Source organism: Roseibium sp. SCP15, from assembly GCF_040329435.1.
Classification (GTDB): domain Bacteria; phylum Pseudomonadota; class Alphaproteobacteria; order Rhizobiales; family Stappiaceae; genus Roseibium.
The window spans coordinates 1,154,386-1,178,000 of the sequence record NZ_JBDZYI010000001.1; the positions used below are offsets into that span (position 1 = coordinate 1,154,386).

At 52.7% G+C, this 23,615-nt stretch carries 23 protein-coding genes; 10 read left to right on the forward strand and 13 right to left on the reverse strand.

The window, feature by feature from the left end:
• Positions 1-87 precede the first annotated feature (87 nt).
• On the reverse strand, positions 88-1,050 hold the full coding sequence (locus ABLO27_RS05190; protein WP_353030987.1) for a cation diffusion facilitator family transporter: 963 nt from the start codon (positions 1,048-1,050) through the stop codon (positions 88-90).
• Between the two features lie 175 nt (positions 1,051-1,225).
• Between ABLO27_RS05190 and ABLO27_RS05195 the strand changes: the two genes are divergently transcribed.
• Positions 1,226-1,558 carry a hypothetical protein gene (locus ABLO27_RS05195; RefSeq protein ID WP_353030988.1) on the forward strand — a complete coding sequence of 111 codons (333 nt, stop codon included), beginning with the start codon at positions 1,226-1,228 and terminating at the stop codon, positions 1,556-1,558.
• Here the strand turns inward: ABLO27_RS05195 and ABLO27_RS05200 are convergent.
• Positions 1,555-2,190 (reverse strand): MarC family protein, encoded by a 636-nt coding sequence (locus tag ABLO27_RS05200; RefSeq protein ID WP_353030990.1) that lies wholly within the window; start codon positions 2,188-2,190, stop codon positions 1,555-1,557. The two genes, ABLO27_RS05195 and ABLO27_RS05200, sit on opposite strands and share 4 nt — an antisense overlap.
• Positions 2,191-2,417: 227 nt before the next feature.
• On the opposite strand from ABLO27_RS05200, the gene gyrA reads away from it, so the two are divergent.
• Positions 2,418-5,225, forward strand: a complete 2,808-nt coding sequence (gene gyrA, locus ABLO27_RS05205) for a DNA gyrase subunit A (protein ID WP_353030992.1) — start codon at positions 2,418-2,420, stop codon at positions 5,223-5,225.
• Positions 5,226-5,327: 102 nt separating this feature from the next.
• On the opposite strand, the gene ABLO27_RS05210 is transcribed toward gyrA, so the two are convergent.
• The 3 genes from ABLO27_RS05210 to ABLO27_RS05220 form a co-directional block, all read right to left on the reverse strand.
• Positions 5,328-5,792, reverse strand: coding sequence for a hypothetical protein (locus tag ABLO27_RS05210; RefSeq protein WP_353030994.1), 465 nt, complete (start codon positions 5,790-5,792; stop codon positions 5,328-5,330).
• Positions 5,793-5,966: 174 nt separating this feature from the next.
• The gene (locus tag ABLO27_RS05215) at positions 5,967-7,211 is read right to left on the reverse strand and encodes a cyclopropane-fatty-acyl-phospholipid synthase family protein (RefSeq protein ID WP_353030996.1); all 1,245 of its coding nucleotides are present in this window, start codon (positions 7,209-7,211) and stop codon (positions 5,967-5,969) included.
• A 200-nt stretch (positions 7,212-7,411) separates the two neighbouring features.
• A complete protein-coding gene (locus ABLO27_RS05220; protein WP_353030998.1) occupies positions 7,412-7,828 on the reverse strand; it encodes a phosphopantetheine adenylyltransferase in 417 nt (138 codons plus the stop codon).
• Positions 7,829-7,991: 163 nt separating this feature from the next.
• Between ABLO27_RS05220 and coaD the strand changes: the two genes are divergently transcribed.
• From coaD to tgt, 5 genes are all read left to right on the forward strand, one after another.
• Positions 7,992-8,498: a pantetheine-phosphate adenylyltransferase gene (coaD, locus tag ABLO27_RS05225; RefSeq protein ID WP_353031000.1), complete on the forward strand. Its 507-nt coding sequence runs from the start codon at positions 7,992-7,994 to the stop codon at positions 8,496-8,498.
• A gap of 39 nt (positions 8,499-8,537) precedes the next feature.
• Positions 8,538-9,077, forward strand: a complete 540-nt coding sequence (locus ABLO27_RS05230; protein ID WP_417714740.1) for a peptidylprolyl isomerase — start codon at positions 8,538-8,540, stop codon at positions 9,075-9,077.
• A gap of 40 nt (positions 9,078-9,117) precedes the next feature.
• Positions 9,118-9,591 (forward strand): peptidylprolyl isomerase, encoded by a 474-nt coding sequence (locus tag ABLO27_RS05235; protein WP_353031002.1) that lies wholly within the window; start codon positions 9,118-9,120, stop codon positions 9,589-9,591.
• 206 nt (positions 9,592-9,797) lie between these two features.
• A complete protein-coding gene (gene queA / locus ABLO27_RS05240) occupies positions 9,798-10,871 on the forward strand; it encodes a tRNA preQ1(34) S-adenosylmethionine ribosyltransferase-isomerase QueA (protein ID WP_353031004.1) in 1,074 nt (357 codons plus the stop codon).
• Positions 10,872-10,880: 9 nt separating this feature from the next.
• Positions 10,881-12,032, forward strand: a complete 1,152-nt coding sequence (tgt, locus tag ABLO27_RS05245) for a tRNA guanosine(34) transglycosylase Tgt (protein WP_353031006.1) — start codon at positions 10,881-10,883, stop codon at positions 12,030-12,032.
• A 27-nt stretch (positions 12,033-12,059) separates the two neighbouring features.
• Here the strand turns inward: tgt and ABLO27_RS05250 are convergent, their stop codons facing one another.
• The 3 genes from ABLO27_RS05250 to galU all read right to left on the reverse strand — a co-directional run bounded on the left by ABLO27_RS05250 (position 12,060) and on the right by galU (position 14,469).
• Positions 12,060-12,494, reverse strand: coding sequence for a DUF4864 domain-containing protein (locus ABLO27_RS05250; protein WP_353031008.1), 435 nt, complete (start codon positions 12,492-12,494; stop codon positions 12,060-12,062).
• Positions 12,495-12,631: 137 nt separating this feature from the next.
• Entirely contained in the window at positions 12,632-13,423 is a 792-nt protein-coding gene (locus tag ABLO27_RS05255; RefSeq protein WP_353031010.1) for a methyltransferase, read from the reverse strand.
• A 152-nt stretch (positions 13,424-13,575) separates the two neighbouring features.
• A complete protein-coding gene (gene galU / locus ABLO27_RS05260; protein ID WP_353031012.1) occupies positions 13,576-14,469 on the reverse strand; it encodes a UTP--glucose-1-phosphate uridylyltransferase GalU in 894 nt (297 codons plus the stop codon).
• A gap of 349 nt (positions 14,470-14,818) precedes the next feature.
• Between galU and kdsA the strand changes: the two genes are divergently transcribed.
• Both kdsA and eno read left to right on the forward strand, forming a co-directional pair.
• The gene (gene kdsA, locus ABLO27_RS05265) at positions 14,819-15,667 is read left to right on the forward strand and encodes a 3-deoxy-8-phosphooctulonate synthase (protein WP_353031014.1); all 849 of its coding nucleotides are present in this window, start codon (positions 14,819-14,821) and stop codon (positions 15,665-15,667) included.
• Positions 15,668-15,808: 141 nt separating this feature from the next.
• Positions 15,809-17,083, forward strand: a complete 1,275-nt coding sequence (eno, locus tag ABLO27_RS05270; protein ID WP_353031016.1) for a phosphopyruvate hydratase — start codon at positions 15,809-15,811, stop codon at positions 17,081-17,083.
• 90 nt (positions 17,084-17,173) lie between these two features.
• Here eno and ABLO27_RS05275 read toward each other — a convergent pair whose 3' ends face one another.
• The 5 genes from ABLO27_RS05275 to ABLO27_RS05295 form a co-directional block, all read right to left on the reverse strand.
• Positions 17,174-18,049 carry a DsbA family oxidoreductase gene (locus ABLO27_RS05275; protein WP_353031018.1) on the reverse strand — a complete coding sequence of 292 codons (876 nt, stop codon included), beginning with the start codon at positions 18,047-18,049 and terminating at the stop codon, positions 17,174-17,176.
• Complete coding sequence (locus ABLO27_RS05280; protein WP_353031019.1) at positions 17,944-19,125, reverse strand: hypothetical protein; 1,182 nt, start codon at positions 19,123-19,125, stop codon at positions 17,944-17,946. The genes ABLO27_RS05275 and ABLO27_RS05280 overlap by 106 nt, the downstream gene beginning before the upstream one ends.
• A gap of 25 nt (positions 19,126-19,150) precedes the next feature.
• Positions 19,151-20,782: a class I adenylate-forming enzyme family protein gene (locus ABLO27_RS05285; RefSeq protein ID WP_353031021.1), complete on the reverse strand. Its 1,632-nt coding sequence runs from the start codon at positions 20,780-20,782 to the stop codon at positions 19,151-19,153.
• A gap of 24 nt (positions 20,783-20,806) precedes the next feature.
• On the reverse strand, positions 20,807-22,678 hold the full coding sequence (locus ABLO27_RS05290; RefSeq protein WP_417714741.1) for an extracellular solute-binding protein: 1,872 nt from the start codon (positions 22,676-22,678) through the stop codon (positions 20,807-20,809).
• Positions 22,679-22,837: 159 nt separating this feature from the next.
• The gene (locus tag ABLO27_RS05295) at positions 22,838-23,155 is read right to left on the reverse strand and encodes a hypothetical protein (RefSeq protein WP_353031736.1); all 318 of its coding nucleotides are present in this window, start codon (positions 23,153-23,155) and stop codon (positions 22,838-22,840) included.
• On the opposite strand from ABLO27_RS05295, the gene ABLO27_RS05300 reads away from it, so the two are divergent.
• Entirely contained in the window at positions 23,109-23,555 is a 447-nt protein-coding gene (locus ABLO27_RS05300; protein WP_353031720.1) for an invasion associated locus B family protein, read from the forward strand. The genes ABLO27_RS05295 and ABLO27_RS05300 overlap by 47 nt on opposite strands.
• Positions 23,556-23,615: the final 60 nt, after the last annotated feature.

The window sequence follows — 23,615 nt, forward strand, 5'->3', positions numbered from 1 at the left end:
CTCCGGTTATGAGAATGCCGAAGCCAGAACCTTTCCGCAAGTCACACCGAGTTTGTAGCGATGTCCCGTTGAATCAAAAGCTGTAGTTCATTCGTCTGAAGGAACGCGTGCTTCCCTTTCCTCCGCCAACATTTCCTCATGATGCCTCTTGGCCTGTACTTCAATGAACAGGCGGGTGATCTCTGGAATTTGCATCTTGATTGTACGTTCCAACGAATAGATCGTTTCTTCTACCGTTCCGGCCACAACTTCATCGATGAAATCAACAGAAAGTGCTAGCAGGACATCTTGCGGACCGCGGTGCAATGTCCTGATCTCGTTCAAATTTTCAATTGCCGGTGTCGCGTCGATGATCGCTTCGATCTTTGCCAGGACTTCTGGCGCGGCTCCTTCACCGATCAGCAGTCCCTTGGTCTCAAACGCCAACAGAGCTGCTGTGCCCGCCAGAATAATGCCGATCAGGATAGACGCGGCTCCGTCCAGCCAGGCAAGGCCCAGATATTGGACGCCGAGCAATCCGAAGAATGCCACGAACAGACCCAACATGGCTGCACTGTCTTCGAAAAGCACTGTGAACACGGTTGGGTCCTTGCTGTCGCGAACTGCAGAAAAGATCGTTTTCTTGCCGCGGACCTGATCGAATTCCTTGTAGGCAATCCACCAGGCGATGGACTCGAAAATCATGGCAAGTCCGAGAACGGCATAGGCGACATAAGGATTTGAAACCGGATGCGGGTGCAGAACTTTCTGGATACCTTCGTAAAGGGACACTCCTGCCCCAACCGCAAATATCAGGATCGCAACGACAAAGGACCAGAAGTAAAGCTCTGCACCATACCCGAACGGATGACGCTGATCGGCAGGTTGTCTGGATTTCTTCAATCCGTATAGCAGAAGGCCCTGGTTACCTGTGTCGACAAGCGAATGGATGCCTTCAGACAGCATCGCCGACGAGCCGGTGTAGATGGCTGCAGCAAACTTCGTGATTGCGATTAGAGAGTTTCCCGCAAGTGCTGCGAATATCACCCGCCTGGACCCATGTCCCGCCATGGCAGCCCCCTTTAATGTCGAAAGAATTCAATATTCTGTATCGCGTGGGAGCCTATGACGTATTCGTGACTTTTATCAACTTTCTCGCTCCTTCATCGTCGCTCAAATGATTTGAGTTGAGGTCGTTGAAATGAAGAATTTGCTAAAAACTACCTTGGTCACAGCAGTCACATGGATGATGCTTGGGACACTTCCCGGACAGGCTAACGATGTCGAAATTGTCGACGCCAAGGCGAGGAAATCCGGAGCTACATGGACCTTTTCCGTGACTTTGCGACATGAAGACACCGGATGGGACCACTACGCTGATCTTTGGCAGGTCTTTACTCCCGAAGGCGATCTTCTGGGAGAACGCGTGCTGTTACATCCGCATGTGGAGGAGCAGCCATTTACGCGGTCGCTTTCCGGGGTGGCGATCCCCGATGGTGTTTCCGAGGTGGTAATAAAGGCGCGCGACAGCGTTCACGGAGTGTCTCCGCAAGAGTTTCGGCTGTCGCTTCCACGCTAGGTATTGATAAAGGCCATAACACCATCCGCGACGAACTGGACGGACAGAGCTGCAAGCAGAACGCCCAAAAGGCGCGTAATCACCAGCTGAGCAGTATCCCCGAGCAGGCGCTCCAGTTTATCTGCAACCAGAAAGGCCCCCATACAGCTCAGAAGGATCACGGCAATGACACCGCCCAAACCGGCATAGTGGATGGTATCGGGAGCCTGGCTGGATAAAAGAATGATCGCGGATATTGTCGCTGGTCCAGAAATAAGGGGAATGGCGAGTGGAAAGATTGCCAGTTCGTTGACCGTGCCGTGATGGGCTTCCGATTCAATCGCTTTTTCAGCTGTTTCTGCTTTCCGTTCCTGCCGCTTTCCGAAAATCATCTCGATGGCAATCAAGAACAACAGGATGCCGCCGGCCACTCGGAAGGCAGAAACGGAAATACCCAGTACATTCAGCACCGTTTGTCCGGAGGCATAAAAGATCAGGAGGATTCCGGCAGCGGTGAGCGTTGCCCGGACAGCTACCCGCCGCCTGTCTGCCTGGCTCATTCCCGCCGTCACGGCGAGGAACATGGGAGCCAATCCGACGGGGTCGATCGTGACGAAAAGCGTCGCAAAAGCGTTGATAAAATAGTCTAGCATTTCTCATTCCCGAAACTGTTTTTCCGGCACGGAAGCGGACTTACTATAGGGGTTTGAGTGAAACAGCGACCCGCTTTGCTCAAATGATTTTTTTGCCCTGTGTATACTTGCTGTAGTGCATTGAAAAGAAAGCGCTATTCCTTAGGCGGAAAACAGCCTCCGATTTGGTGCAGTGACTTGAATCGGATATAAAAGAGCCAGCAATAACAATCAAATGAGTGTCTTCCTTGGCTGACCAGGACAACAGCACGCCTTCCGACGATCTTCCGTCGGATATCAAACCGGTCTCCATTGTCGATGAAATGAAGCGCAGCTACCTCGATTACGCCATGAGTGTGATCGTATCGCGCGCATTGCCCGACGTGAGAGACGGACTGAAGCCGGTGCATCGGCGCATCCTCTATTCGATGCACGAAAACGGCTACGAGTGGAACAAACCATATCGCAAATCGGCCCGCGTGGTCGGTGACGTAATGGGTAAGTACCACCCGCACGGTGACAGTGCGATTTATGACGCGCTTGTGCGCATGGCGCAGAACTTCTCTTTGCGTTTGCCGTTGATCGACGGGCAGGGGAACTTCGGTTCCATCGATGGCGATCCAGCCGCTGCCATGCGTTACACAGAGTGTCGTCTTGAGAAGGTCGCGCACAAACTTCTGGACGATATCGACAAGGACACCGTCGATTTCCAGGAAAACTACGACAACTCTGAAAGCGAACCGGTTGTCCTGCCGGCGAAGTTTCCAAATCTTCTGGTCAATGGCGCCGGCGGTATCGCGGTCGGCATGGCGACCAATATTCCGCCACACAACCTTGGCGAAGTGATCGACGCTGCCATCGCGATCATGGAAAATCCGTCCATGTCGCTGGAAGAACTGATGCAGATCGTTCCGGGACCGGATTTCCCGACAGGTGGCATGATCCTGGGTAGGGCCGGCATCCGCAACGCTTATGAAAGCGGGCGCGGCTCTGTCGTCATGCGGGCCAAGGTCGACATCGAAGAGGTTCGCAAGGATCGAAACGCGCTGATTGTTTCGGAGATCCCGTATCAGGTCAACAAATCGACAATGATCGAGAAGATCGCCGAACTCGTGCGTGACAAGCGCATCGAGGGCATCTCCGATATTCGAGATGAAAGTGACAGATCCGGTATGCGGGTAGTCATTGAGCTGAAGCGCGACGCGGTTCCAGATGTCGTTCTCAATCAGCTCTACCGTTTCAGTCAGCTGCAAACCTCCTTCGGCGCAAATATGGTTGCGCTGAATGGCGGCAAGCCGGAGCAGATGAACCTTTCGGACATGCTGAAAGCGTTTGTTACGTTCCGTGAAGAAGTCGTTCAACGGCGGACCCGGTATCTGCTCAAGAAGGCCCGTGACAGGGCACATATCTTGGTGGGCCTTGGCATTGCGGTTGCCAACATCGATGAAGTCATTCATCTGATCCGGACAGCTCCGGACCCCGCAACTGCACGAGCCCAGTTGATGGAGCGAGATTGGCCTGCACATGACGTCGAGCCGTTGATCCGTCTGATCGACGATCCGCGTCATCAGGTTCGGGAAGACGGTACCTACAAGCTGTCTGAAGAACAGGCTCGCGCAATCCTGGATCTGCGTCTGCAGCGCCTTACAGCTTTGGGCCGGGATGAAATCGATGATGAACTGAAGAAAATCGGCGCCGAAATTTCAGATTACCTCGATATTCTTCGCTCGCGCGCGCGCATCCAGGAAATCGTTCGCAACGAGATGCTGGAAATCAAGGAAGAGTTTGCAACACCAAGAAGAACCGAAATTATCGAAGGTGGTGCGGACTTTGATGAAGAAGACCTGATCCAGCGTGAAGATATGGTGGTGACCGTATCTCACAGCGGCTACATCAAACGTGTTCCGCTTGCCACGTACCGCGCACAGCGCAGGGGTGGAAAGGGACGCTCGGGCATGTCGACCAAGGACGAGGATTTCGTGACTCGCCTGTTTGTCGCCAACACCCACACTCCGGTCTTGTTCTTCTCCTCCCGCGGTATCTGTTACAAGATGAAGGTCTGGAGATTGCCACTTGGCGGCCCAACCTCCCGCGGCAAGGCATTGGTCAATATGTTGCCCCTCGAGCAGGGCGAACAGATCACTTCCATTCTGCCACTACCGGAAGATGAGGATAGCTGGGCCAATCTCGATGTGATGTTTGCGACTGTTCGCGGAACGGTTCGTCGGAACAAGCTTTCCGACTTTGTGAACATCAACCGCAACGGCAAGATCGCGATGAAGCTCGAGGACGGCGACGGCATCGTCGGTGTCGACACATGCTCTGAGCATGCTGACGTTATGCTGACCACGAATTTCGGGCAGTGCATCCGCTTCCCCGTTACCGATGTTCGTGTATTCGCAGGCCGCAACTCCGTCGGTGTGCGCGGCATCAAACTGGCCGATGGCGACCGTGTCATTTCCATGCAAATTCTTCATCACATCGACGTCGATGCTGAAGAAAGAGCTGCGTATCTCAAGCTGTCTCGCGCCATGCGCGGTGAAGCTGAAGAAAACGGCAATGGTGGAGATGAAGAGGGCGTTGTCGCTGGCGATCTGCCACAGGAACGTTACGCTCAGATGAGTGCTGCCGAACAGATCATTCTGACCATTTCCGAGAATGGCTATGGAAAGCGGACATCTTCGTTTGAATACCGTGTTACCGGCCGCGGCGGCAAAGGTATCACAGCCATGGCAGTCAACGATCGAAACGGCGGACTCATTTCTTCCTTCCCGGTCGAAGACAACCATCAGATCATGTTGGTCACGGACGGAGGCCAGCTCATTCGTTGTCCTGTTGACGGTATCCGTATTGCTGGCCGAGCAACACAAGGTGTGATTGTCTTCAAGACAGCCCAAGATGAAAAAGTCGTTGCCGTGGAGGGTATCTCCGAGGTTGATGACGAGGACGTTGACGGTGAAACCGAAGGCGATGCAGAGACCTCAGGCACTGAAGGCGAAGCACCGTCAGCGGGGGACAATCCGGGTGAACCGGAAGGTGAAGGATCGGACGAATAGCCTTTCCATTCTGTTCCCGGACCGTGATGTTCGGGTCTTGAAAGAAAACACGTTGAAGGCGACCTCATGGTCGCCTTTCCTTTTTGAGCTGAAACGTAGCAATCAGTTCTTGTTTTCGTCTGGAAGAGTATGGATCGCGACGAAGGTCAGAAGCTGAAAGCTTGCCTGGACCATATGATTTTGTTCCAGGCTGAACTTCATGACGATTTGATCAGCGATAAAGAAAGCAAGCCAAAGTCCGAGCGAAACAATGTAAGCGGTGTTGACCCGGGCAATCCAGCGTTCGCGTGGAGACATTGGAGTGAAGGCGGCGGCGGCAAAAAAGACTGTCGACAGAAAGGACCAACAGATTATGCCGGCAAACAGAAACGGGGGCAGCGCGTTTGGAGGGTGATAGATGGCAAGAGATTTTACGAGAAACGGATAGTTTGAATGGGGAAGCCAACTTCCTTCGATCAAGCCAAGCTGAACCATCGCCCCGGCAAAATCAGTCAAAAACGCAATCAGCCACCAAAGTAACCAGAAATAGATCAAGACCTTCTTGAAAGACCAAAGCGGGATCGTCATCATCAGCTCCCGAGAAATGTGTCCAATTGCAGTCCTTCCAAAAGCCTGACTTGGTTCTGGAAGGCCAACGCTGCGAAGCAATTGGTGTTCTGCAGTATGACCCGAGTAAACCGCAGCGCTATTTCCAAATTACAAGTATGTGTCTGTCTGTTTCGCGGTTCTCCGTACAGCCGTCTACTCCGCCGCATCAGACAGCAACTGATCCTCAATTGTCCGGAGCCGGTTTTCCTCGTGGACCATATAATCGCGCGTCAGCGGAAGAGTTGTCTGATCCTTGACGAACTGGATCTGGAAATTGTTCATGCCTGCGAGACGAAAAGCGCACTCGGATGCCGCCAGATAGAATTCCCACATTCGACAAAATCGTTCGTCGTAAATCGCCTTTGCTTCGTCGCGGTTAGCATCAAAGCGGGAGGCCCAGTATTTGAGCGTCTCGGCATAATGCAATCTCAGTATTTCAATATCAGTGACGTAGAGCCCCCATTGTTCAAGATGGGGAACCACCTCTGAAAGTGCCGGGATGTAACCGCCTGGGAAAATATACTTCTTGATCCAGGCATTGGTGGCTCCGGGGCCGTCAGACCGGTTGATCGAATGAAGCAGGGCAACTCCCTGATCATCGAGCAGCGAGCTGGTCTTTTGAAAAAACTCACGAAAATGCCCAACGCCGACATGCTCGAACATTCCGACCGACACGATCCTGTCGAACTTCGTGTTCAAAGTCCGATAGTCACGCAATTGCAGGGATATCTTGTTTGACAATCCGCGCGCGCCAACGCGCTGCCGAGATAAGGCCAATTGTTCTTCGGAAAGAGTGACACCAACAACATCAGCGTCGCACACCTCAGCCAAATAAATGGCCAACCCACCCCAGCCGGACCCTATATCCAGAATCCGCATCCCTGGCTCGATCATCAACTTTGACGCAATGTGCCGTTTCTTTGCCAGTTGCGCCTGTTCCAATGACCCGTCATCCCCCTCGAAATAGGCACAGGAATACTGTCTGTCAGAATCAAGGAAGAGGTCGTAGAGGCTTCTGGAGAGATCATAATGATGCGAGACGTTGACCTTTGATCGCCCGACCGGATTGTATTGATCCAGTCGCCTGATCGTCCGTCGGATGCCGTGCAGCATTTTTGATGAATAGGTCGCGTTCGTACTACTGGTGTTCTGCAGGAACACTGACAGCACGTCAAATATGGTTCCCTCGGATACCACGAGGTCTCCATTTACATAGCACTCGCCGAAATAAAGGTCCGGATCCGCAACAATCTTGACCGCAGCCGCGGTGTTTACTTTAATTCCAACAGGAGCTCCAGACCCATCTCCATAATGATGAACCATTCCTGCAGGATCGGTTACGCTAAGATCACCCCTCTTGACTATCGACGAGACCGCAGAATCGAAAATTCGATACATTTGGACTACCTAAGTAGTTTCGACACGGTTCACGAAAGATCAAATTCCATCACGCAAAGACGAAAATTTCAAGTTGCAATCAACAACAATGCACTCGCAGAGGCAATGTGACCCTTATGGACAATAACTTAGGTCAATCAAAAACGGCGACTAGGGTGAACCAAGTCGCCGTTGGAAATATGATTTTCGAAACCGTGAGATCAGTTCGAGGTAGGGTACCTTGTCAAAATTGTTTCATTGACGCTTGGGGACTGCTTTTGAACGGTTACGAATGAAACGTTACGAACCTTGCGCGCGCCAGTCAGAGCAGCAGCACAGTCATCGCTCCACGCGCCCCACGCTTGTGACTTGCAGGTTTCATTGGAAGGAATCTTGGTTGCGCGATCCGTCTTGGTCGCCATCATTCCCTGAGTTGCCAGGTTATTGAGATCCTGCGCCTGTGAAGCTTTGCTGGGGTGCATGGTCATCACGCCGGCTGCGATCATCGTCAACAGGGCCAGTATGAAAATGGCTGCCATCTTGAAATGCATTGCCGGATCGGTTGCCTTTGCCTGAAATGCAAAAGGCGTTCCCGCTTTGTTGTTAGCGGCCCGGTTGGTATCGTTGTAGCTCCTCATTTGCCTGGCTCCTGCTCACGCCATCTAAATTTGATGAAGCCACTTTGGCCCAAGCGAGGAAAGACTTATGTGATTGCCATCACAAAATGTCAGTTGATGACAAAGTCCTCTCAAATCAGCTGTTTTCCTTGTGACCTGGCAATAGTCAGAGTATTGAAGGGCCATGAAACGTATTGCACTTTATCCAGGATCATTCGATCCGGTTACCAACGGCCACATGGATATTCTGCGTCAATCTCTGGCTCTGGCCGACAGAGTCGTGGTTGCAATCGGAATTCATCCGGGCAAATCACCTTTGTTCTCTTTTGAAGAGCGAGTCGACCTCATTCATGCATCGGCGCGCGCGGAATTCAGTCCGGACGAAGCAAAACGCATTGATGTCATTGCTTTTTCCAATCTCGTTATCGACACCGCCAAAGAACAGGAAGCAGCCTATCTGGTGCGTGGATTGCGTGATGGAACAGACCTGGATTACGAAATGCAGATGGCGGGGATGAACGGCACACTGGCTCCCGAGATCAGAACTGTTTTCTTGCCAGCTTCTCCGAACGTGCGTCACATCACGGCCACCTTGGTAAGGCAAATCGCCAAAATGGGCGGGGAAATCTCGGCATTTGTACCCAAACCGGTTGCACAGCCGTTGCGCCTGCGGGCAAGACCAGACGCATGAAACACAAACATTCTTTGACCTGAACGTTAGGAGTTCCCAGTGTCAAAATTATTTGCAGTATTCGCTGTGTTGGCATATTTGTTTGTCATTCCGGCGACCGCTTTCGCACAGGACAATGATCCTGAAAACACGCTCTATCTGGATTTGAAAGACGGGCGAGTCGTCATTCAATTGCGCCCGGATCTGGCGCCTCAGCATGTGGAACGCATCAAGAAGCTGACTCGCGAAGGCTTTTACGACGGCATCGTATTTCACCGAGTGATTGACGGCTTCATGGCGCAGACCGGCGACCCGACAGGCACGGGAATGGGAGGTTCTGAAGAACCTGACCTCGCAGCAGAATTCACGGAAACTCCCTTTGCACGTGGAACCCTCGGAATGGCCCGGGCCGCGAATCCAAACAGCGCAAATTCTCAATTTTTCATCATGTTCGCAGATGGTGACTGGCTCAACGGTCAGTACACCGTATTTGGACAGGTGGTCGACGGAATGGATGTCATTGACAAAATCACGCGCGGTGAACCCCCGGCGAATCCGGACAAGATCATCAAGATGCAAGTCGCGGCGGATGCCGGTTAAGGCACGCGACCAGAGTACAGAATAACTCAAGGAGACAAAAATGGCTGAGATCAAAGACGCCGAAAATACATTGGTCATGGAAACAAGTCAGGGACCCGTCGTTATCGAATTGAAACCTGACCTGGCACCGACGCATGTCGCGCGTATCAAGGAACTGGTTCGCGAAGGCTTCTACGACGGCATCGTCTTCCATCGTGTGATTGACGGTTTCATGGCACAGACCGGTTGTCCGCAAGGAACCGGAACCGGAGGTTCTGGCCAGAAACTGAAGGCAGAATTCAGCAAAGAAAAACACGTTCGCGGAACTTGTTCCATGGCACGTGCAATGGACCCCAATTCCGGCGACAGTCAGTTCTTCATCTGCTTCACGGATGCGCCATGGCTCGATGGCCAATACACCGTGTGGGGTGAAGTCATCGATGGAATGGACAATGTCGACAAGATCAAGCGCGGCGAACCAGTTGTTGATCCGGACAACATTGTGTCCTTGAAGGTTGCTGCAGACGCGGCCTGAATAGCCCTAAACTTGAAGAATTCAGCAGCGCGGGCACGTGTCCGCGCTGTTTTTTTGAGCAGTTCAATAATTGCCGCGTGAAGAGTTGACCTGTCATTCCTCGCCCGATATGAGCCGCTGACTGCGCAACCGGTTTCAGGCACATCAGTTAGAAAGTGCGTCTTGCCGGCGGCCCCCAATTTTGAAACGGATTAGACTGCTACGCCATGCGTGTGGATCAATTTGACTTCGAGCTACCGAATGAAAGAATTGCGCTCAGACCAGCGAGGCCTCGAGACGCTGCGCGCATGCTTGTCGTCAGCCCGGATGGGGAAGACATCCTGCAAGACATGGGCGTTAGAAACCTGCCGGATCTTCTCGAACCGGGAGATGCGCTTGTCTTCAACGACACGAAGGTCATTCCTGCTCAGCTCGAGGGAAAACGAATTCGAGGTGACGCAGTCGCTGGTGTCAGCGCAACGTTGCACCTGCGTTCCGCACCGGATCAGTGGCTTTCATTCGTGAGGCCAGCCAAGAAACTCCAAGTTGACGATGTCGTCGTTTTTTCAAATGAAGTTGCGAGCCTGACTGCCAGAGTTGTCAGAAAATCCGACGGAGGCGAAGTGCTCCTTGCGTTTGATAAGTCTGGCCCTGATCTCGATGTTGCGATCGCATCTGTCGGTCACATTCCTTTGCCGCCCTACATTGCGCAGAAGCGCGGAGAGGACGAACAGGACCGCAAGGACTATCAGACAATCTTTGCCGAAAAGGACGGCGCCGTCGCCGCGCCCACTGCTGGATTGCACTTTACGGATGACCTTCTCGACAGCCTGACGGACAGAGGGATCGAACAGCACCGCGTGACGCTGCATGTCGGCGCCGGAACTTTCCTGCCGGTAAAGGCAGACGATACGGACGACCACAAGATGCATGCCGAATGGGGCGAGGTGTCCGAAGAAACAGCTGAGGCGTTATTGGCGGTCAAAGCGAGAGGCAACAAGGTTGTCAGTGTTGGCACCACGTCACTGCGGATACTTGAAAGCTCTGCGCAGAAAACTGGAGCTATTGCTCCATTCGCAGATGAAACTTCAATCTTCATTACGCCCGGCTACAGGTTCAAGGCGATTGACGCCCTCATGACCAATTTTCATCTGCCGCGTTCAACATTGTTCATGTTGGTTTCCGCGTTTTCAGGTCTGGAGACCATGAAGAGTGCATATCAACACGCCATATCGAGCGAATACCGTTTTTACAGCTATGGAGATGCATCGCTTTTGTTCCCGCAAAAAGGTGCGATCTAAGGAAAATCCATGTCGGACAACACACAAAAATTTGGTTTCAAGCTTATTGCCACCGACGGTATGGCACGGCGTGGCGAAATCACGACACCGCATGGCGTGGTGCGCACGCCGGCCTTTATGCCGGTGGGCACGCAGGCAACTGTAAAGGCGATGTATCCCGAACAGGTCCGCCAAACAGGTGCAGATGTCGTGCTCGGCAACACCTACCATCTGATGCTTCGTCCAACCGCCGAACGCGTTGATCGACTTGGCGGATTGCACAAGTTCATGAACTGGCCGCACACGATCCTGACAGACAGTGGCGGTTTCCAGGTCATGTCTCTGGCACAACTCAGAAAACTGGATGAAGAAGGTGTCCGCTTTCAAAGTCATATTGACGGGCGAAAGTACCACCTGACGCCAGAACGGTCAGTTGAAATTCAGGGACTTCTCGGTTCGGACATCCAGATGCAGCTGGATGAATGCATCAAACTGCCAAGCCCCAAAGAGGAAGTACAACGGGCGATGGAACTGTCTCTGCGATGGGCGGAACGTTCCCGGACGCAGTTCGAGCTGATGGGAGGGCCTGGAAAAGGGCAGGGGCTTTATGGGATCGTTCAGGGAGGCGATCAGCCTGACTTGCGCATCCGGTCAGCTGAAGAACTCGGCAAATTGCCCTTCGAAGGATATTCGGTTGGCGGTCTCGCAGTTGGTGAGCCACAGGAAGTGATGTTGAAGATGCTTGATATCACAACCCCGGTCATGCCAACGGATAAACCCAGATATCTCATGGGCGTCGGCACACCAGACGACCTGCTTGAAAGCGTGAAGCGCGGGATCGATCAATTCGATTGCGTCATGCCAACCCGTGCTGGCCGGCATGGTCTCGCCTATACCCGCTTCGGCAAGGTAAATCTCAAAAACGCCCGTCACCAGGACGATCCACGCCCACTGGACGAAGGAAGTGATAGTCCTGCAGCGAGCACTTACAGCCGAGCTTACCTGCACCACCTGGTGCGAGCAGGCGAAGGACTAGCCGGTATGCTGCTGACCTGGAATAACATTGCCTACTATCAGCAACTCATGCAGGGAATGCGCGACGCTATCGAAGAAAGCCGGTTTGAGGACTTCTATGCAAAAACCAAGGAGGACTGGGCACGCGGCGATATACCGGAACTTTGACCCAACTCTTCTGGATTGTTCCACTTCTCAAGCAGAAATGCCGTCGAATTTCCTCAGGTAACACCCGGAAATTCGCCAACTTCCATCCGCTTGTTGTTCGAAGCTGTAAAGGGCGAGCCAGTTTTTGCCCTTTGGACCCGTGACAAAAACTTCTTGAGTTGGCCCATAACTTGTCACCTTGGCAGTGCCAAAGGTGACCATTTTGGGACGGTAGACAGGCTGATACCCCTGGCGCACCATTTGCATGAAAATTTCCGGATTTTGAAAGCGCTGTTGAAGTGACTTCGTGGCATACGAAAACGCTCTCTCGGCATTCCCTGAAGCAAAGGCACTCATCTGGTTCTTTATGACGGACTGGAACGCATCGCTGTCCAGATTGTCACCGGCCTTTGCAAGGCCTGTACTGAGAAAACCTGCCAAACTTGCTGTAAACAGAAGTTTCCCGAAACGAGTCCACGCCATGATCGGTTCCTCCTCTTTCGATCCCGATCACTATACGCCACGCGAGCCGTCACAGATCAGTGCGCTGGTGACTTTGCAAGTGGCCTGACGGCCCAAACAAGCCGAACAGATTTTGAGAGGATGAAGGTGGTGTCTCCTCAGACGTCGCTGGTACTTGGCTTGCGGGCATGGGTGGCGAAAAAACAGAAGCTCATCAGCCAGGCGTTTGGATTATCGAGAAGCGTATCAACTTCCTCCCGGTCAGCCTTAGACAGATATCCCTGCTCGACGAGATCCGGCAGCACGATATCAAATGTCATTCGATACACGGCATGTGCGGGGTCGCCGGTGTCCCGACCGTTGAACAGAGCCGTCTCACCACGGACTGAAATTACATCCAATCCGATTTCGGCAAGTTTTTTTGGCACTCTCCTTCCAGTAAAGTAGTCGATATCTCGGCCAGCGCCCCATTGAAAAAGCGCCTGCCAGAGACGTTTCCAAACGGGGTGGTCATCGCTGAAGGCGGGATGTATGTCGGGTTCGATGTACAGAATATGTCCGCCCGGACGCACCATCTTGGCCAAATTGCGGGCAGCCGAATCATGATCGGCCATGTGTTGATGCACTGTTCTGACTACTGCGAGATCAAAACACTCGCTGTAGGTCGGTGAAAGCGTGATGTCCAGTTTCTCCGTTCGAACATTCGGGTGGTCGATCTCGTCGATGAATTTCGTCTGCAGATCTGTACACAGAACGTTGCCATCGCATTCCAGTCGATCTGCAATCCATTGCGAAACGGTCCCAATACCGGCTCCGATCTCCAGACACTGCCAATCAGGCTGAATATTGACCTGTTCAAGGGTGTGGAGGGTGTAGGGGTCAAGCAAGGCGGCCAAAGCCGTAAGACGACGGCACTCCGCCTCATCGTAATCTGTAATGACATATCGCATTGCGCCCTCCGGCAGTTTGCTGGCGATTGACCATGAAACGCGTGTTCTACAGAAACAGTGTGAAAGCCTGTTCTGCAACCGAAAAAGGCCGGACACTAAACGTGCCCGGCCAATAATGTGGTGTTGCCTACGAGATATTCGATTGTGCTGGTCTATTCCGCCGCCATCGGTTTTTGAATGATCTCCTGCATGAAGGGGATCAAGTCTTCGGCAAGTTTTGGGTCATCCATGCCAAAGGCTATGTTCGCACTCAGGAACCCGGACTTGCTTCCGCAATCGTAGCTGCGTCCCTCGAACTTGACCGACGAGAACATCTGATCCTTCATCAACGAGAGCATACTGTCGGTCAGCTGGATTTCACCTCCCGCTCCCTGGCCCTGCTTGGACAAGAGTTCAAAGATCTCTGGTTGAAGAATGTATCTACCGGTGATCATCAAATTGGAAGGTGCGGTACCAGGCGCCGGTTTTTCGACCATGTTGGAAATGCGGCTGGCATTGCTGTTTATTTCTTCGGCTAGTTCAACAATCCCGTATTGGTGCGTTTGATCTTCTGGAACTTCTTCAACGGCAATGATGTTTCCACCAGTCTGCTCATAAAGATCGACCATCTGCTTCAAGCAGCTCACGTTCGACTTGATGATCACATCAGGCAGCAAGATGGCAAAGGGTTCGTCACCAATGATGTCGCGAGCACACCAGATCGCATGACCAAGTCCCAATGGTGCTTGTTGCCGGGTAAAACTTGTCGAACCAGGTTGCGGGCGATGCTTTTCCAGCAGCTCGAGCGCAGCTGCCTTGTTCCGCGCCTTCAAGGTGTCTTCCAGCTCGTACGCCATGTCGAAGTGATCTTCGATAACGTGTTTGTTTCGACCTGTTACAAAGACAATATGTTCAATGCCCGCTGCTCTCGCTTCATCGACAACATATTGGATAATGGGCCGATCAACAATCGTCAGCATTTCTTTGGGTACGGCCTTCGTGGCCGGAAGAAAACGCGTACCCAGTCCCGCAACGGGTAACACGGCTTTCCGAATGGGTTTATTCATAAGAATACTTCCAACTAATCTCTTTTTCGAACTCTAATATCACCTGTCGTCTGTCACACAAACAACCGTTGAAGATCCAATCAGCTTATCCGCAAGACCTCTCAATTCTATTACCAAGTACGAAAGTCCTGCATCCAGCTGAACAAGGCGTTGTTTGCCGGTTGCAAGAATGTGCAATTTTGCGAGTAAAAGATTGACGTGATATTCGGCAAAATAGAGGCATAACGGAATTAAATCGATTTAATGCGGTCAAATTCTCCGGACCACTGATGTTGCGGTTAAACCAAAAGGACGCTATGGAACACGCAAATTTCTGTCGGTAATGACGCCCAACTGAAAATGGTGAGTGATGACGCAGGCCAATCGCGAAGTAACTGTTGGAAATGTAACTTTTAACAATAGTGCGGCGTTCAGCCTCATGGCTGGGCCATGTGCCCTTGAAAGCCGGCAACATGCGCTTGAGTGCGCGGCTGCGATCAAGGAAATTACAGACAAACTCGGCATTGCGACCGTGTACAAATCCTCATTTGACAAAGCCAACAGAACTTCACTGTCTGGTGGACGTGGTGTCGGCCTGAAAGAGGCCCTGCCTATTTTTGCCGAGATCAAGGAAAGGTTCGGCATGCCGGTCGTGACCGATGTTCACGCGGCGGACCAGTGCGCTCCTGTTGGGGAAGTGGTTGATATTTTGCAGATCCCGGCATTTCTCTGCCGTCAAACGGACCTGCTTGTCGCTGCTGCGCAAACAGGCAAAACGGTGAATGTAAAGAAGGGGCAATTCCTTGCACCCTGGGACATGAAAAATGTTCTCGCAAAAGTGACCGGCTCAGGTAACCCGAATGTACTTCTTACGGAAAGGGGCGCGAGCTTTGGCTACAACACGCTTGTAAGTGATATGCGTGCGTTGCCCATCATGGCGCAAACGGGTGCTCCGGTCGTGTTCGACGCAACGCACTCGGTACAGCAGCCAGGTGGACAAGGAGCTTCCACAGGTGGGGATCGGACAATGGTGCCGGTATTGGCACGCGCGGCCGTCGCTGTTGGTGTCGCAGGCCTGTTCATTGAAACGCACCCCGACCCGGACAGTGCGCCTTCCGACGGACCGAACATGGTTCCCATGAAAGATCTGGAAGCGTTGTTACGCCAGTTGAAGGCGCTCGATGAGGTCGTCAAAGCACCCGCTGGCGCAACCGTTTAATTTTAAAGCCGCATGTCATGTGCGGCTTTTTCTTGCTGAGCTTTTGCTCGCGAAATCAGGTCGCTACAGCGGCCTTTGAACGAGCCGGACCTTCCACCGGCTTAATGTAAGTTCTGGTCCATGTGACAAGGGAGTCTTTCCATGACCGCTATTATCGATGTTGTAGGCCGTCAGATCTTTGACAGTCGCGGAAATCCGACTGTTGAAGTTGACGTATTCCTGGAAGATGGCTCCTTCGGGCGTGCTGCTGTTCCGTCTGGTGCTTCTACCGGCGCACACGAGGCTGTGGAACTCCGCGATGGCGGAGACCGTTTCATGGGCAAAGGCGTGCAACAGGCAGTGGACGCAGTCAACGGCGAGATCTTTGAAACGATCGGCGGCCTCGACGCTGAAGACCAGCTGCAGATCGACCAGGCAATGATCGACCTGGATGGCACGGGTAACAAAGCGCGCTTGGGCGCCAATGCAATTCTTGGTGTTTCACTGGCCGTAGCCCGTGCTGCGGCACACGCATCAGGATTGCCGCTTTATCGCTATGTCGGCGGAACATCAGCGCGCACGTTGCCGGTCCCGATGATGAACATCATCAATGGCGGCGCGCATGCCGATAACCCAATCGATTTCCAGGAATTCATGATCATGCCGGTAGGCGCTGAGTCTCTCAGCGACGCGGTCCGCATGGGATCTGAGATCTTCCACACTTTGAAAAAGGCATTGAACGCCGCCGGCCACAATACGAATGTCGGTGACGAAGGTGGGTTCGCACCAAACCTGGAGTCTACGGACGCTGCAATCGGTTTCGTAATGAAGGCGATTGAAACTGCAGGCTACAAGCCGGGTGATGATGTCTTCCTCGCTCTGGATGCAGCATCCACTGAGTTTTTCAAGGACGGCAAGTATGTCCTGGAAGGCGAGGGCAAATCCCTTGCTCCTGAAGAAATGGCGAAATATCTGGACGACCTGGTATCCCGCTATCCGATCATCTCGATCGAAGACGGACTCGCTGAAGATGATTGGGATGGTTGGAAAGCCACGACCGATCTGATCGGCAACAAATGCCAACTCGTTGGTGATGATCTTTTTGTCACCAACTCGGAGCGCCTGCGCAAGGGCATTGATATGGGTGTGGCCAACTCCATTCTGATCAAGGTCAACCAGATCGGCACATTGTCCGAAACCCTTGATGCAGTCGAAACTGCTCACAAGGCAGCATACACAGCAGTGATGTCGCACCGTTCCGGCGAAACTGAAGATTCAACCATTGCCGACCTCGCAGTTGCAACCAATTGCGGCCAAATCAAAACTGGATCTCTTGCTCGTTCTGACCGGCTCGCAAAATACAACCAGCTGATCCGCATCGAAGAGGAACTTGGACCTCAGGCCACTTACGCCGGTCGCTCAATCCTTCGTGGTTGATTTCCCTTTCTTTGCTTTCAAGCTGTGATCCGAAAACGCAAAAAGCCCCGCCAAGTCGCGGGGCTTTTTCATAGAAAATTTGGTTATGACTTAGCCGGAAAACTCTGCTTCAGGATTGGTACGTGTTTCTTCCGCGTGCAACAAAGCCGCGGCAATGGTCTCTGCTTTTTCGGCACCGGCTAAAACAAAACGACCATCGATGATGAAGCAAGGAACACCGGAAATACCAGACTCCTGCGCTTTTGCGATTTGCGCCTCTACCTTGTCCAGGTCCGTTTCGGTTTCCAGTAATTGCTCCACCAGATCGGACTGCATTCCCGCCTCAGCGGAAATACGAACCAGTGTCTCTGATTTGGTCAGGTCTTCACCATTTAGAAAGTAGGCGCGAAACAGCAACTCGACGACTTCATCCTGCAAGTTGTCTGACCGGGACCAGAGGATCAGGCGATGACAGTCCAAGGTGTTGGGAGAAAGTTTTATGGCATCGAATGCAAAATCGATCTTTTCTTCCTGACCCGCCGCCTCAATCTGGCTGTAGAAGGCTCTCGCCCGTTCCAGGCCACCAAATTTGTCGCTCAGGTATTGTTGGCGGTCCTTACCGGACTTCGGAAGGGTTGAATCCAGCTGGAACGGATGCCACCTGACCTGAACCGGCAGCTGGGGCACGGACATAATTGCGGCTTCCAACCGTCGTTTGCCAATGAAGCACCAGGGGCACATGACATCTGAAACGACATCGACGGTAATTGGAGAAGCTTCGCTCATTGAGATTCCGTTTGCTGAAGTGTTGAATTTCGACCCTACTGAATTCTTGAAATATTCCAATCTCATATTCGGGGCGTAAATAGGGCTAATTGCCGCTAAAGCTGCGTATGGCTCAATATGGAGTTGATCCGCTTTTGCAAGCGCTGAGTTCCCGCTTCGTTTTTCAAAACTGCAACCGGCCCCAAACCACGAACCAGGCACACGAGATCTTCATCTCTGCTTGTCGCATCAGCGACGGAAAGCAGGGTGCTGTAGATTTCATCCAGATCATCGGACGCGTCGACTTCCAAGCCGAAGTTTTCAGGTTGCAGACGCATTTCCCATAGGTCCAACCCCTTCACCGCCAGCGCATCGCTGCAGGTTTCCAGATAGCTTGTGTAGTGCTCCACATCGAGCCCGCCGTGATTGATTTGCTGGCGTAGCCAAACATGACTTTCAGCAAGTATCCTGTCTGCCAAACGACGTCGCTTGCCAAAACGAATTGCCGAAACGAGACGAGCAGTGAGCGTTTCTCGCCGATTTTCACCAACCAGTACATCGGATGCACCATTGCGAAACAGCAAAACAGAGTCTTCTTCGTGCTCACAAACAGCCAAAACCGGCAGACCTGCGAATCTGGCGTCTCTACGTATTTGCTGCATGTAGTCTATGGCGTCTTCATAAGGCGCATCGATCACAACTGCATCGAACGCGCGTTGAGACATGAATTCGACAGCCATGTTGCCGTCAAATGCTCCAACGACCTCAACCTTTTGCTCGCTGGCATCCTGCCATTCAAGGTATCGGTCACTCAATCCAACAACCATCAAGCTGCTTGTTCCGGAATGATGAGGTGCTGATCCGAACCCGGGAATACGACCAAAGATCCGTCGGCGGAGTTGAGCTTCTTCTGATCGCAAAAGAGCACGCTGGTGAATGCAGATCAGCATCAGCAACACATCATCAGGAACCACCCGGTCGATTATTGCGGTAGTCTGCGTGATCTCCGGTAATTCGTCTTTGCTTCCTGTCAGAACGTAAAAGGGAACGTCGCAAGGCAAGTCCCTGACCTGAGGGCACAACCAATCAAAAAAAGCATCAAGACGGGAAACATCTATTGCTGCTACGTCAACGACTACGGCTGTCGGCAAAGCCGTTGGCAACACGCTGCCGCGTTCGAACATGTTTACCAGCGAAATGTCCAGATCTTCAGGCGCATCAGCATTGCCGCTCCGTCTGGGGCGTCTTCCTGCATACCAATATGGCCCTCGCCAAGAGAGCGATGTTTCAACATCCATGCTCTTTTCCCGTTTGGGTCACGACTTATGCCACTGCTGCCGGCATCCGCTGTGTACGCATTGTGAGGCGTTCACGGCAGATTGTCCCATCAGGGTTCCTCGGCAATGACTGCAAGATCAGGACCCGATGGGGGATTTTGGCGAGATCAACGCCCTCTGCATCGAGATAGGCAAAAAAGGAACCGGCATCCGGCACATTGCCTGCATCAGGGACTAGTGCGGCATACATTCTGGCACCAAGGATCGGGTCTTCGACTACGAAAGCAGCTGCTTCCCGGATACCGGGGTAGCTGGCGTAGATAACGTCGACAGTTTCCAGGTTACCAGTGCCGAGGGCATAAAGACCCGGAATACCAAAGCCGGAAATCCCGTCCTCTACCAGCTCAACCTTGATGTTGGTATTCAGAAAACCGGTGCCTTCCCAGCGAACACGGCGCTGATCGCCATTGATCGTGCGCCAGCCAATATCCGGCACCATTGGACCTTTCACTAGCAGGGTCGGAATCTGTTCTTCAACTTCATCCGTCACTGCGATTTCCAGAAGGGCTGGCCCGCTCTCGCACCCATTCGGCCCGCTATGCTTTCCCAGAGAAGTTGCCTTCATTTTTGCGGAAGGCCCTCTCGCTTTTGCCAGTAGCGCGAATTCATCTGCAACATGCACGTCTACCAGACGACGTCTGGCCACGAAGGTGGACGGGTGTGGTGCGGAAATGTTCCAAGCTGCAAGGATCGTGGTATCGGAGCTTTCAAGCTTTCTATCAAGCGTCTGCGCCAAAGGCCCCGGCGTGATGACAACGTCGGCACTTACTTCGTTTGCGTGAGCGGCAAGATTTGCTAGCGAAGTCGGATGATGGAGATGGAGTGTGCCCCCTGTGAGGAGACATGGAACGAGACCGGCACCCAAGCCTGTCAATCCACTCAGCGAGTAGGGGGCAACAATGGAGCTACCTTCCTTGATATGAGCTTCCTGAACAATCATCTGCGCCGCAGAGATCCAGTGATTGTGGCAGCGGCTGACAGGAACGTTTTCTTCACCGCTTCTGCTCCAGCATATCGTTGCCGTATGGTCCGCCGGGTCCGGTCTTTCCGCAGGCGTGAACTGCAAGTCGTTGCCCATCTCCGCCAGCATGGGAGCCAGTTCAATCAATCCGTCAGGAATGTCTTTGCCCAGCCCAAAAACAAAACGAAGAGAAAAGAGGTCGGCGGCGACATCTCTTGCAGCCGATCCCACATCTCTTGTTTCGACACGGTCCGCTGCAATAAAGCCTTTGGCTCCAATGGAATTCAACGCCTCTAGAACGTTCTTCTGACGCCAATGCAAGGGAAGGGGCGAAATGATCAGGCCGGCGCGCAAGGCTGCAAGCACCGCGATGACTGTATCGACGGTGTTCGGCGCCTGAATGCCGATCACGTGGTCAGAAGACAGTCCAACGGTGCTGAAGAATGCGGCAAGGCGATCAATCTCCTTGTCAGCGTCTGCATAGCTCAGCTGACGCGGAGTGCCTCCAGTCCAGTTCACACGATCAGACGCATCAACCAGTGCCAGACGATCGGGGTGTTCAGCCGCCGTCCGGCGGAACAACTCATCAAGCGGTACATCGGACCAAACTCCGCTTTCATGATATTCCTGCGTGAGGCTCTCAAGCGTGGCTTTCATGTTTTCTTTCGTCCATTGGTCCGACTACTGGGCGTCCGCCGACCACCAGGTGTCGAATTCGTGCCCATAAAGAGAATGAGTTTGAGGTGGAACCACTTGCTTCCAATGCGCGACCCAGTCTGCCGAGACGTGATAAAGGGGAACTGCATAGGCTCCGGAAATGAGAACGCGATCAAATGCACGCACTGCATCCACGAAGTTCTCGCGGCTACGAGCACCAACCAGTTCGTCGATCAGTGCATCGATTGCAGGCTCTCTCGCTCCCACGAAATTAAAGGAACCTTCGGTCTCGGCAGCTTTTGAAGACCAACGACCATATTGTTCAGCTCCGGGGGAAAGGGACGCATACCAGGTGTTAAACACCATGTCGAAATCACGTTTGGTTCTTCGGTCTTCAAATTGAGATGGGTCCACGCTGCGTACCGAAGCGTCTATTCCGAGCAGTTCGAGCGTGCGGATATAGGCAAGCGCCAGTTTTTCTTCATCTTCGTTCTTCGCAAGGATCTCGAAAGAAAGCGGATTGCCTGTTTTCTCGTTGACGAGCTTCCGATCCTTAAGGCTGTATCCCGCCTTGGCGAATTCCGCCAAAGCCGCCCGCAGAACCTTTCGATCACGCCCCGATCCATCGGCATCTGCCGGTCGCCAGGTTCCTTCCATGACTTCCGGATCAACGGCGTCCGGAAATGGTGCCAGCAGCTCACGCTCCCGGTCGCTCGCAGGCCTTCCAATCGACGAAAGCTCGGAGTTATCCCAATATCCAGCCGTTCTCTTGTAGAGACCATAATACAGGTTTCGATTTACCCACTCGAAATCGAAGAGCATTCTGAGGGCTTTGCGCACAGTACGATCGGAAAACTGTTCACGACGCGTGTTGAAGGCAATTCCCTGCATGGGGGCTGGAACACCGCGTGGAATTTCAAGCTTGACGACGTCACCGTTCTTGGCGGCTGGAAAATCAAAGCCGGTCGCCCACCGCGCAGGATCTCGAAATTGCAAAGCCTGGACCAGGCCTTTTTTGAATGCTTCCTGCAACGTTGTCTCGTCGCGGAAATACTCGATGCGAATCTCGTCGAAGTTGTCGAACCCGGCTTTGACCGGCAGGTCTTTTGCCCAGTAATCCGGATTTTTCTCGTAAACGACCAAACGACCCGGTTCGATAGTCTTGAATTTGTATGGACCGGATCCAACAGGTGGGTTCAATGACGATTTATCGAAATTCTCTGCGTCGGTGTTCTTTTTCGAAAAGATTGGAGCGAGCGCAATCAGAAGCGGAAGTTCACGGTTGTCTCCGTTTTCAAAGACCAGCTTAAGTCGGTTTGGGGCGGTGACCTGCTTCTCTTTGATCGCAGCATACCAGTTCCGGTAGGGCGGGCGTCCTTTGTCTCTTATAATCTCGAGCGAGAATAAAATGTCATCGACAGTGACCTGGCTGCCATCGGAAAACTTCGCATCGGGATTGAGTTCAAACTCGATCCATTCCCGGCTGTCTGGCATCCGAACCCGCTGAGCAACGAGACCATAAAGTGAAAAAGGCTCCGCATAGGATCGAACAAGCAGACTTTCCAGAATATTGTTGCCAAACTGACGCTCACGCATCCCACGAGCCGAGGTCCAGCCTCCTTGCACGATGAAAGAATTCAGGCTGTCGAATGTTCCTTGAACACCCAAGGTAATCGTTCCCCCTTTCGGTGCATCGGGATTGGCATAGGGGAAGGGATCATCTGGACCAAGAGCGGGCGTGCCATGCATGGAAATCGCATGCGTCCACGGAACGGACTCGTCGTCGGCATGAAGCTCGGCCGTGTTTGCGGCCACAACGAGAAATGTCAGAGCGGCAGCAATTCGCCCGACATTTTTGCATCCAAATGAAAAGTCGATATCCTTCAAGAAACGCATAACCACCGCCTGAGATTCCGTTGATTCTCAACTTTCAGAATATCACATGGTTAATTGGGGTGCGCCTCGTACAAGTCAGAAACACCAAGATATACAGATTTGAATCTTTTGAATGGTCTGCGTTGCAAATCGGCCACCCTATCGCCCAAATTAGGTGCCTTACCATGTTTTCACGGTTCGAATGTTCTGACGGGCCTTGCGGTTGTACCCGGAATGCCTCAGAACAACGCGAAAGTTTCGCACACGCACGATTGAGGACGTTTCGATGAAGAGTGTTTTGAAAAGAGGATTATTCGGATGCGCAACGGCTGCATTCGTGGCCTTGTCTTCTTTTGCAGGTGCTCCAGCAATTGCCCAAGAAGAAAAAAGCCCTTGGACGAAGGCATGTAACACCAATCCGAATACGCAGAAAGAAATCTGCTTCATTTCGATTGAACTACGCACCAACACCGGCCAGTTCTTGAGCAACATCGCCATTCAGGAAACTGAAGGCGAAGCGCGCAAGAAACTGCTTGTTGCCGTTCCGACCGGTGTTTTGATTCAGCCCGGTTTGCGTATCCAGATCGACGACAGCAAGCCGGTTCAGGCGAAATACAGCATTTGTGCTCCGAATGCCTGTTATGCCGAACTGGCAATTGATGACACCTTCATCAGTGCAATGAAGCAGGGCGGGGAAATGCGGGTCGCGCCTTACAACCAGCAAGCCAAGGAAATCGTCTTCAAGATGACGTTGATCGGCTTCACCAAGGTTTACGATGGCGAGCCGATGAACCTGGCAGAGCTCCAGAAGCGTCAGGAAGAACTGCAGAGCGAGTTGCAGAAACGCGCCGACGAAGCTCGTCAGAAGCTGATCGATGCGCAGCAGGAAAGCCAGTAAGTTTCTGTTCAGGCAAAATCAAAGGCCGGTGCGATTGCGCCGGCCTTTTTTGTGTTTGTC

What these genes read in the sequence shown, in the direction of transcription:
- ABLO27_RS05190 (WP_353030987.1), bottom strand. Translation starts at nt 1,050, where the DNA reads ATGGCGGGACATGGGTCCAGGCGGGTGATATTCGCAGCACTTGCGGGA.
- ABLO27_RS05195 (WP_353030988.1), top strand. Translation starts at nt 1,226, where the DNA reads ATGATGCTTGGGACACTTCCCGGACAGGCTAACGATGTCGAAATTGTC.
- ABLO27_RS05200 (WP_353030990.1), bottom strand. Translation starts at nt 2,190, where the DNA reads ATGCTAGACTATTTTATCAACGCTTTTGCGACGCTTTTCGTCACGATC.
- ABLO27_RS05210 (WP_353030994.1), bottom strand. Translation starts at nt 5,792, where the DNA reads ATGACGATCCCGCTTTGGTCTTTCAAGAAGGTCTTGATCTATTTCTGG.
- ABLO27_RS05215 (WP_353030996.1), bottom strand. Translation starts at nt 7,211, where the DNA reads ATGTATCGAATTTTCGATTCTGCGGTCTCGTCGATAGTCAAGAGGGGT.
- ABLO27_RS05220 (WP_353030998.1), bottom strand. Translation starts at nt 7,828, where the DNA reads ATGAGGAGCTACAACGATACCAACCGGGCCGCTAACAACAAAGCGGGA.
- coaD (WP_353031000.1), top strand. Translation starts at nt 7,992, where the DNA reads ATGAAACGTATTGCACTTTATCCAGGATCATTCGATCCGGTTACCAAC.
- ABLO27_RS05235 (WP_353031002.1), top strand. Translation starts at nt 9,118, where the DNA reads ATGGCTGAGATCAAAGACGCCGAAAATACATTGGTCATGGAAACAAGT.
- queA (WP_353031004.1), top strand. Translation starts at nt 9,798, where the DNA reads ATGCGTGTGGATCAATTTGACTTCGAGCTACCGAATGAAAGAATTGCG.
- tgt (WP_353031006.1), top strand. Translation starts at nt 10,881, where the DNA reads ATGTCGGACAACACACAAAAATTTGGTTTCAAGCTTATTGCCACCGAC.
- ABLO27_RS05250 (WP_353031008.1), bottom strand. Translation starts at nt 12,494, where the DNA reads ATGGCGTGGACTCGTTTCGGGAAACTTCTGTTTACAGCAAGTTTGGCA.
- ABLO27_RS05255 (WP_353031010.1), bottom strand. Translation starts at nt 13,423, where the DNA reads ATGCGATATGTCATTACAGATTACGATGAGGCGGAGTGCCGTCGTCTT.
- galU (WP_353031012.1), bottom strand. Translation starts at nt 14,469, where the DNA reads ATGAATAAACCCATTCGGAAAGCCGTGTTACCCGTTGCGGGACTGGGT.
- kdsA (WP_353031014.1), top strand. Translation starts at nt 14,819, where the DNA reads ATGACGCAGGCCAATCGCGAAGTAACTGTTGGAAATGTAACTTTTAAC.
- eno (WP_353031016.1), top strand. Translation starts at nt 15,809, where the DNA reads ATGACCGCTATTATCGATGTTGTAGGCCGTCAGATCTTTGACAGTCGC.
- ABLO27_RS05280 (WP_353031019.1), bottom strand. Translation starts at nt 19,125, where the DNA reads ATGGATGTTGAAACATCGCTCTCTTGGCGAGGGCCATATTGGTATGCA.
- ABLO27_RS05285 (WP_353031021.1), bottom strand. Translation starts at nt 20,782, where the DNA reads ATGAAAGCCACGCTTGAGAGCCTCACGCAGGAATATCATGAAAGCGGA.
- ABLO27_RS05290 (WP_417714741.1), bottom strand. Translation starts at nt 22,678, where the DNA reads ATGCGTTTCTTGAAGGATATCGACTTTTCATTTGGATGCAAAAATGTC.
- ABLO27_RS05295 (WP_353031736.1), bottom strand. Translation starts at nt 23,155, where the DNA reads ATGGCGATGTTGCTCAAGAACTGGCCGGTGTTGGTGCGTAGTTCAATC.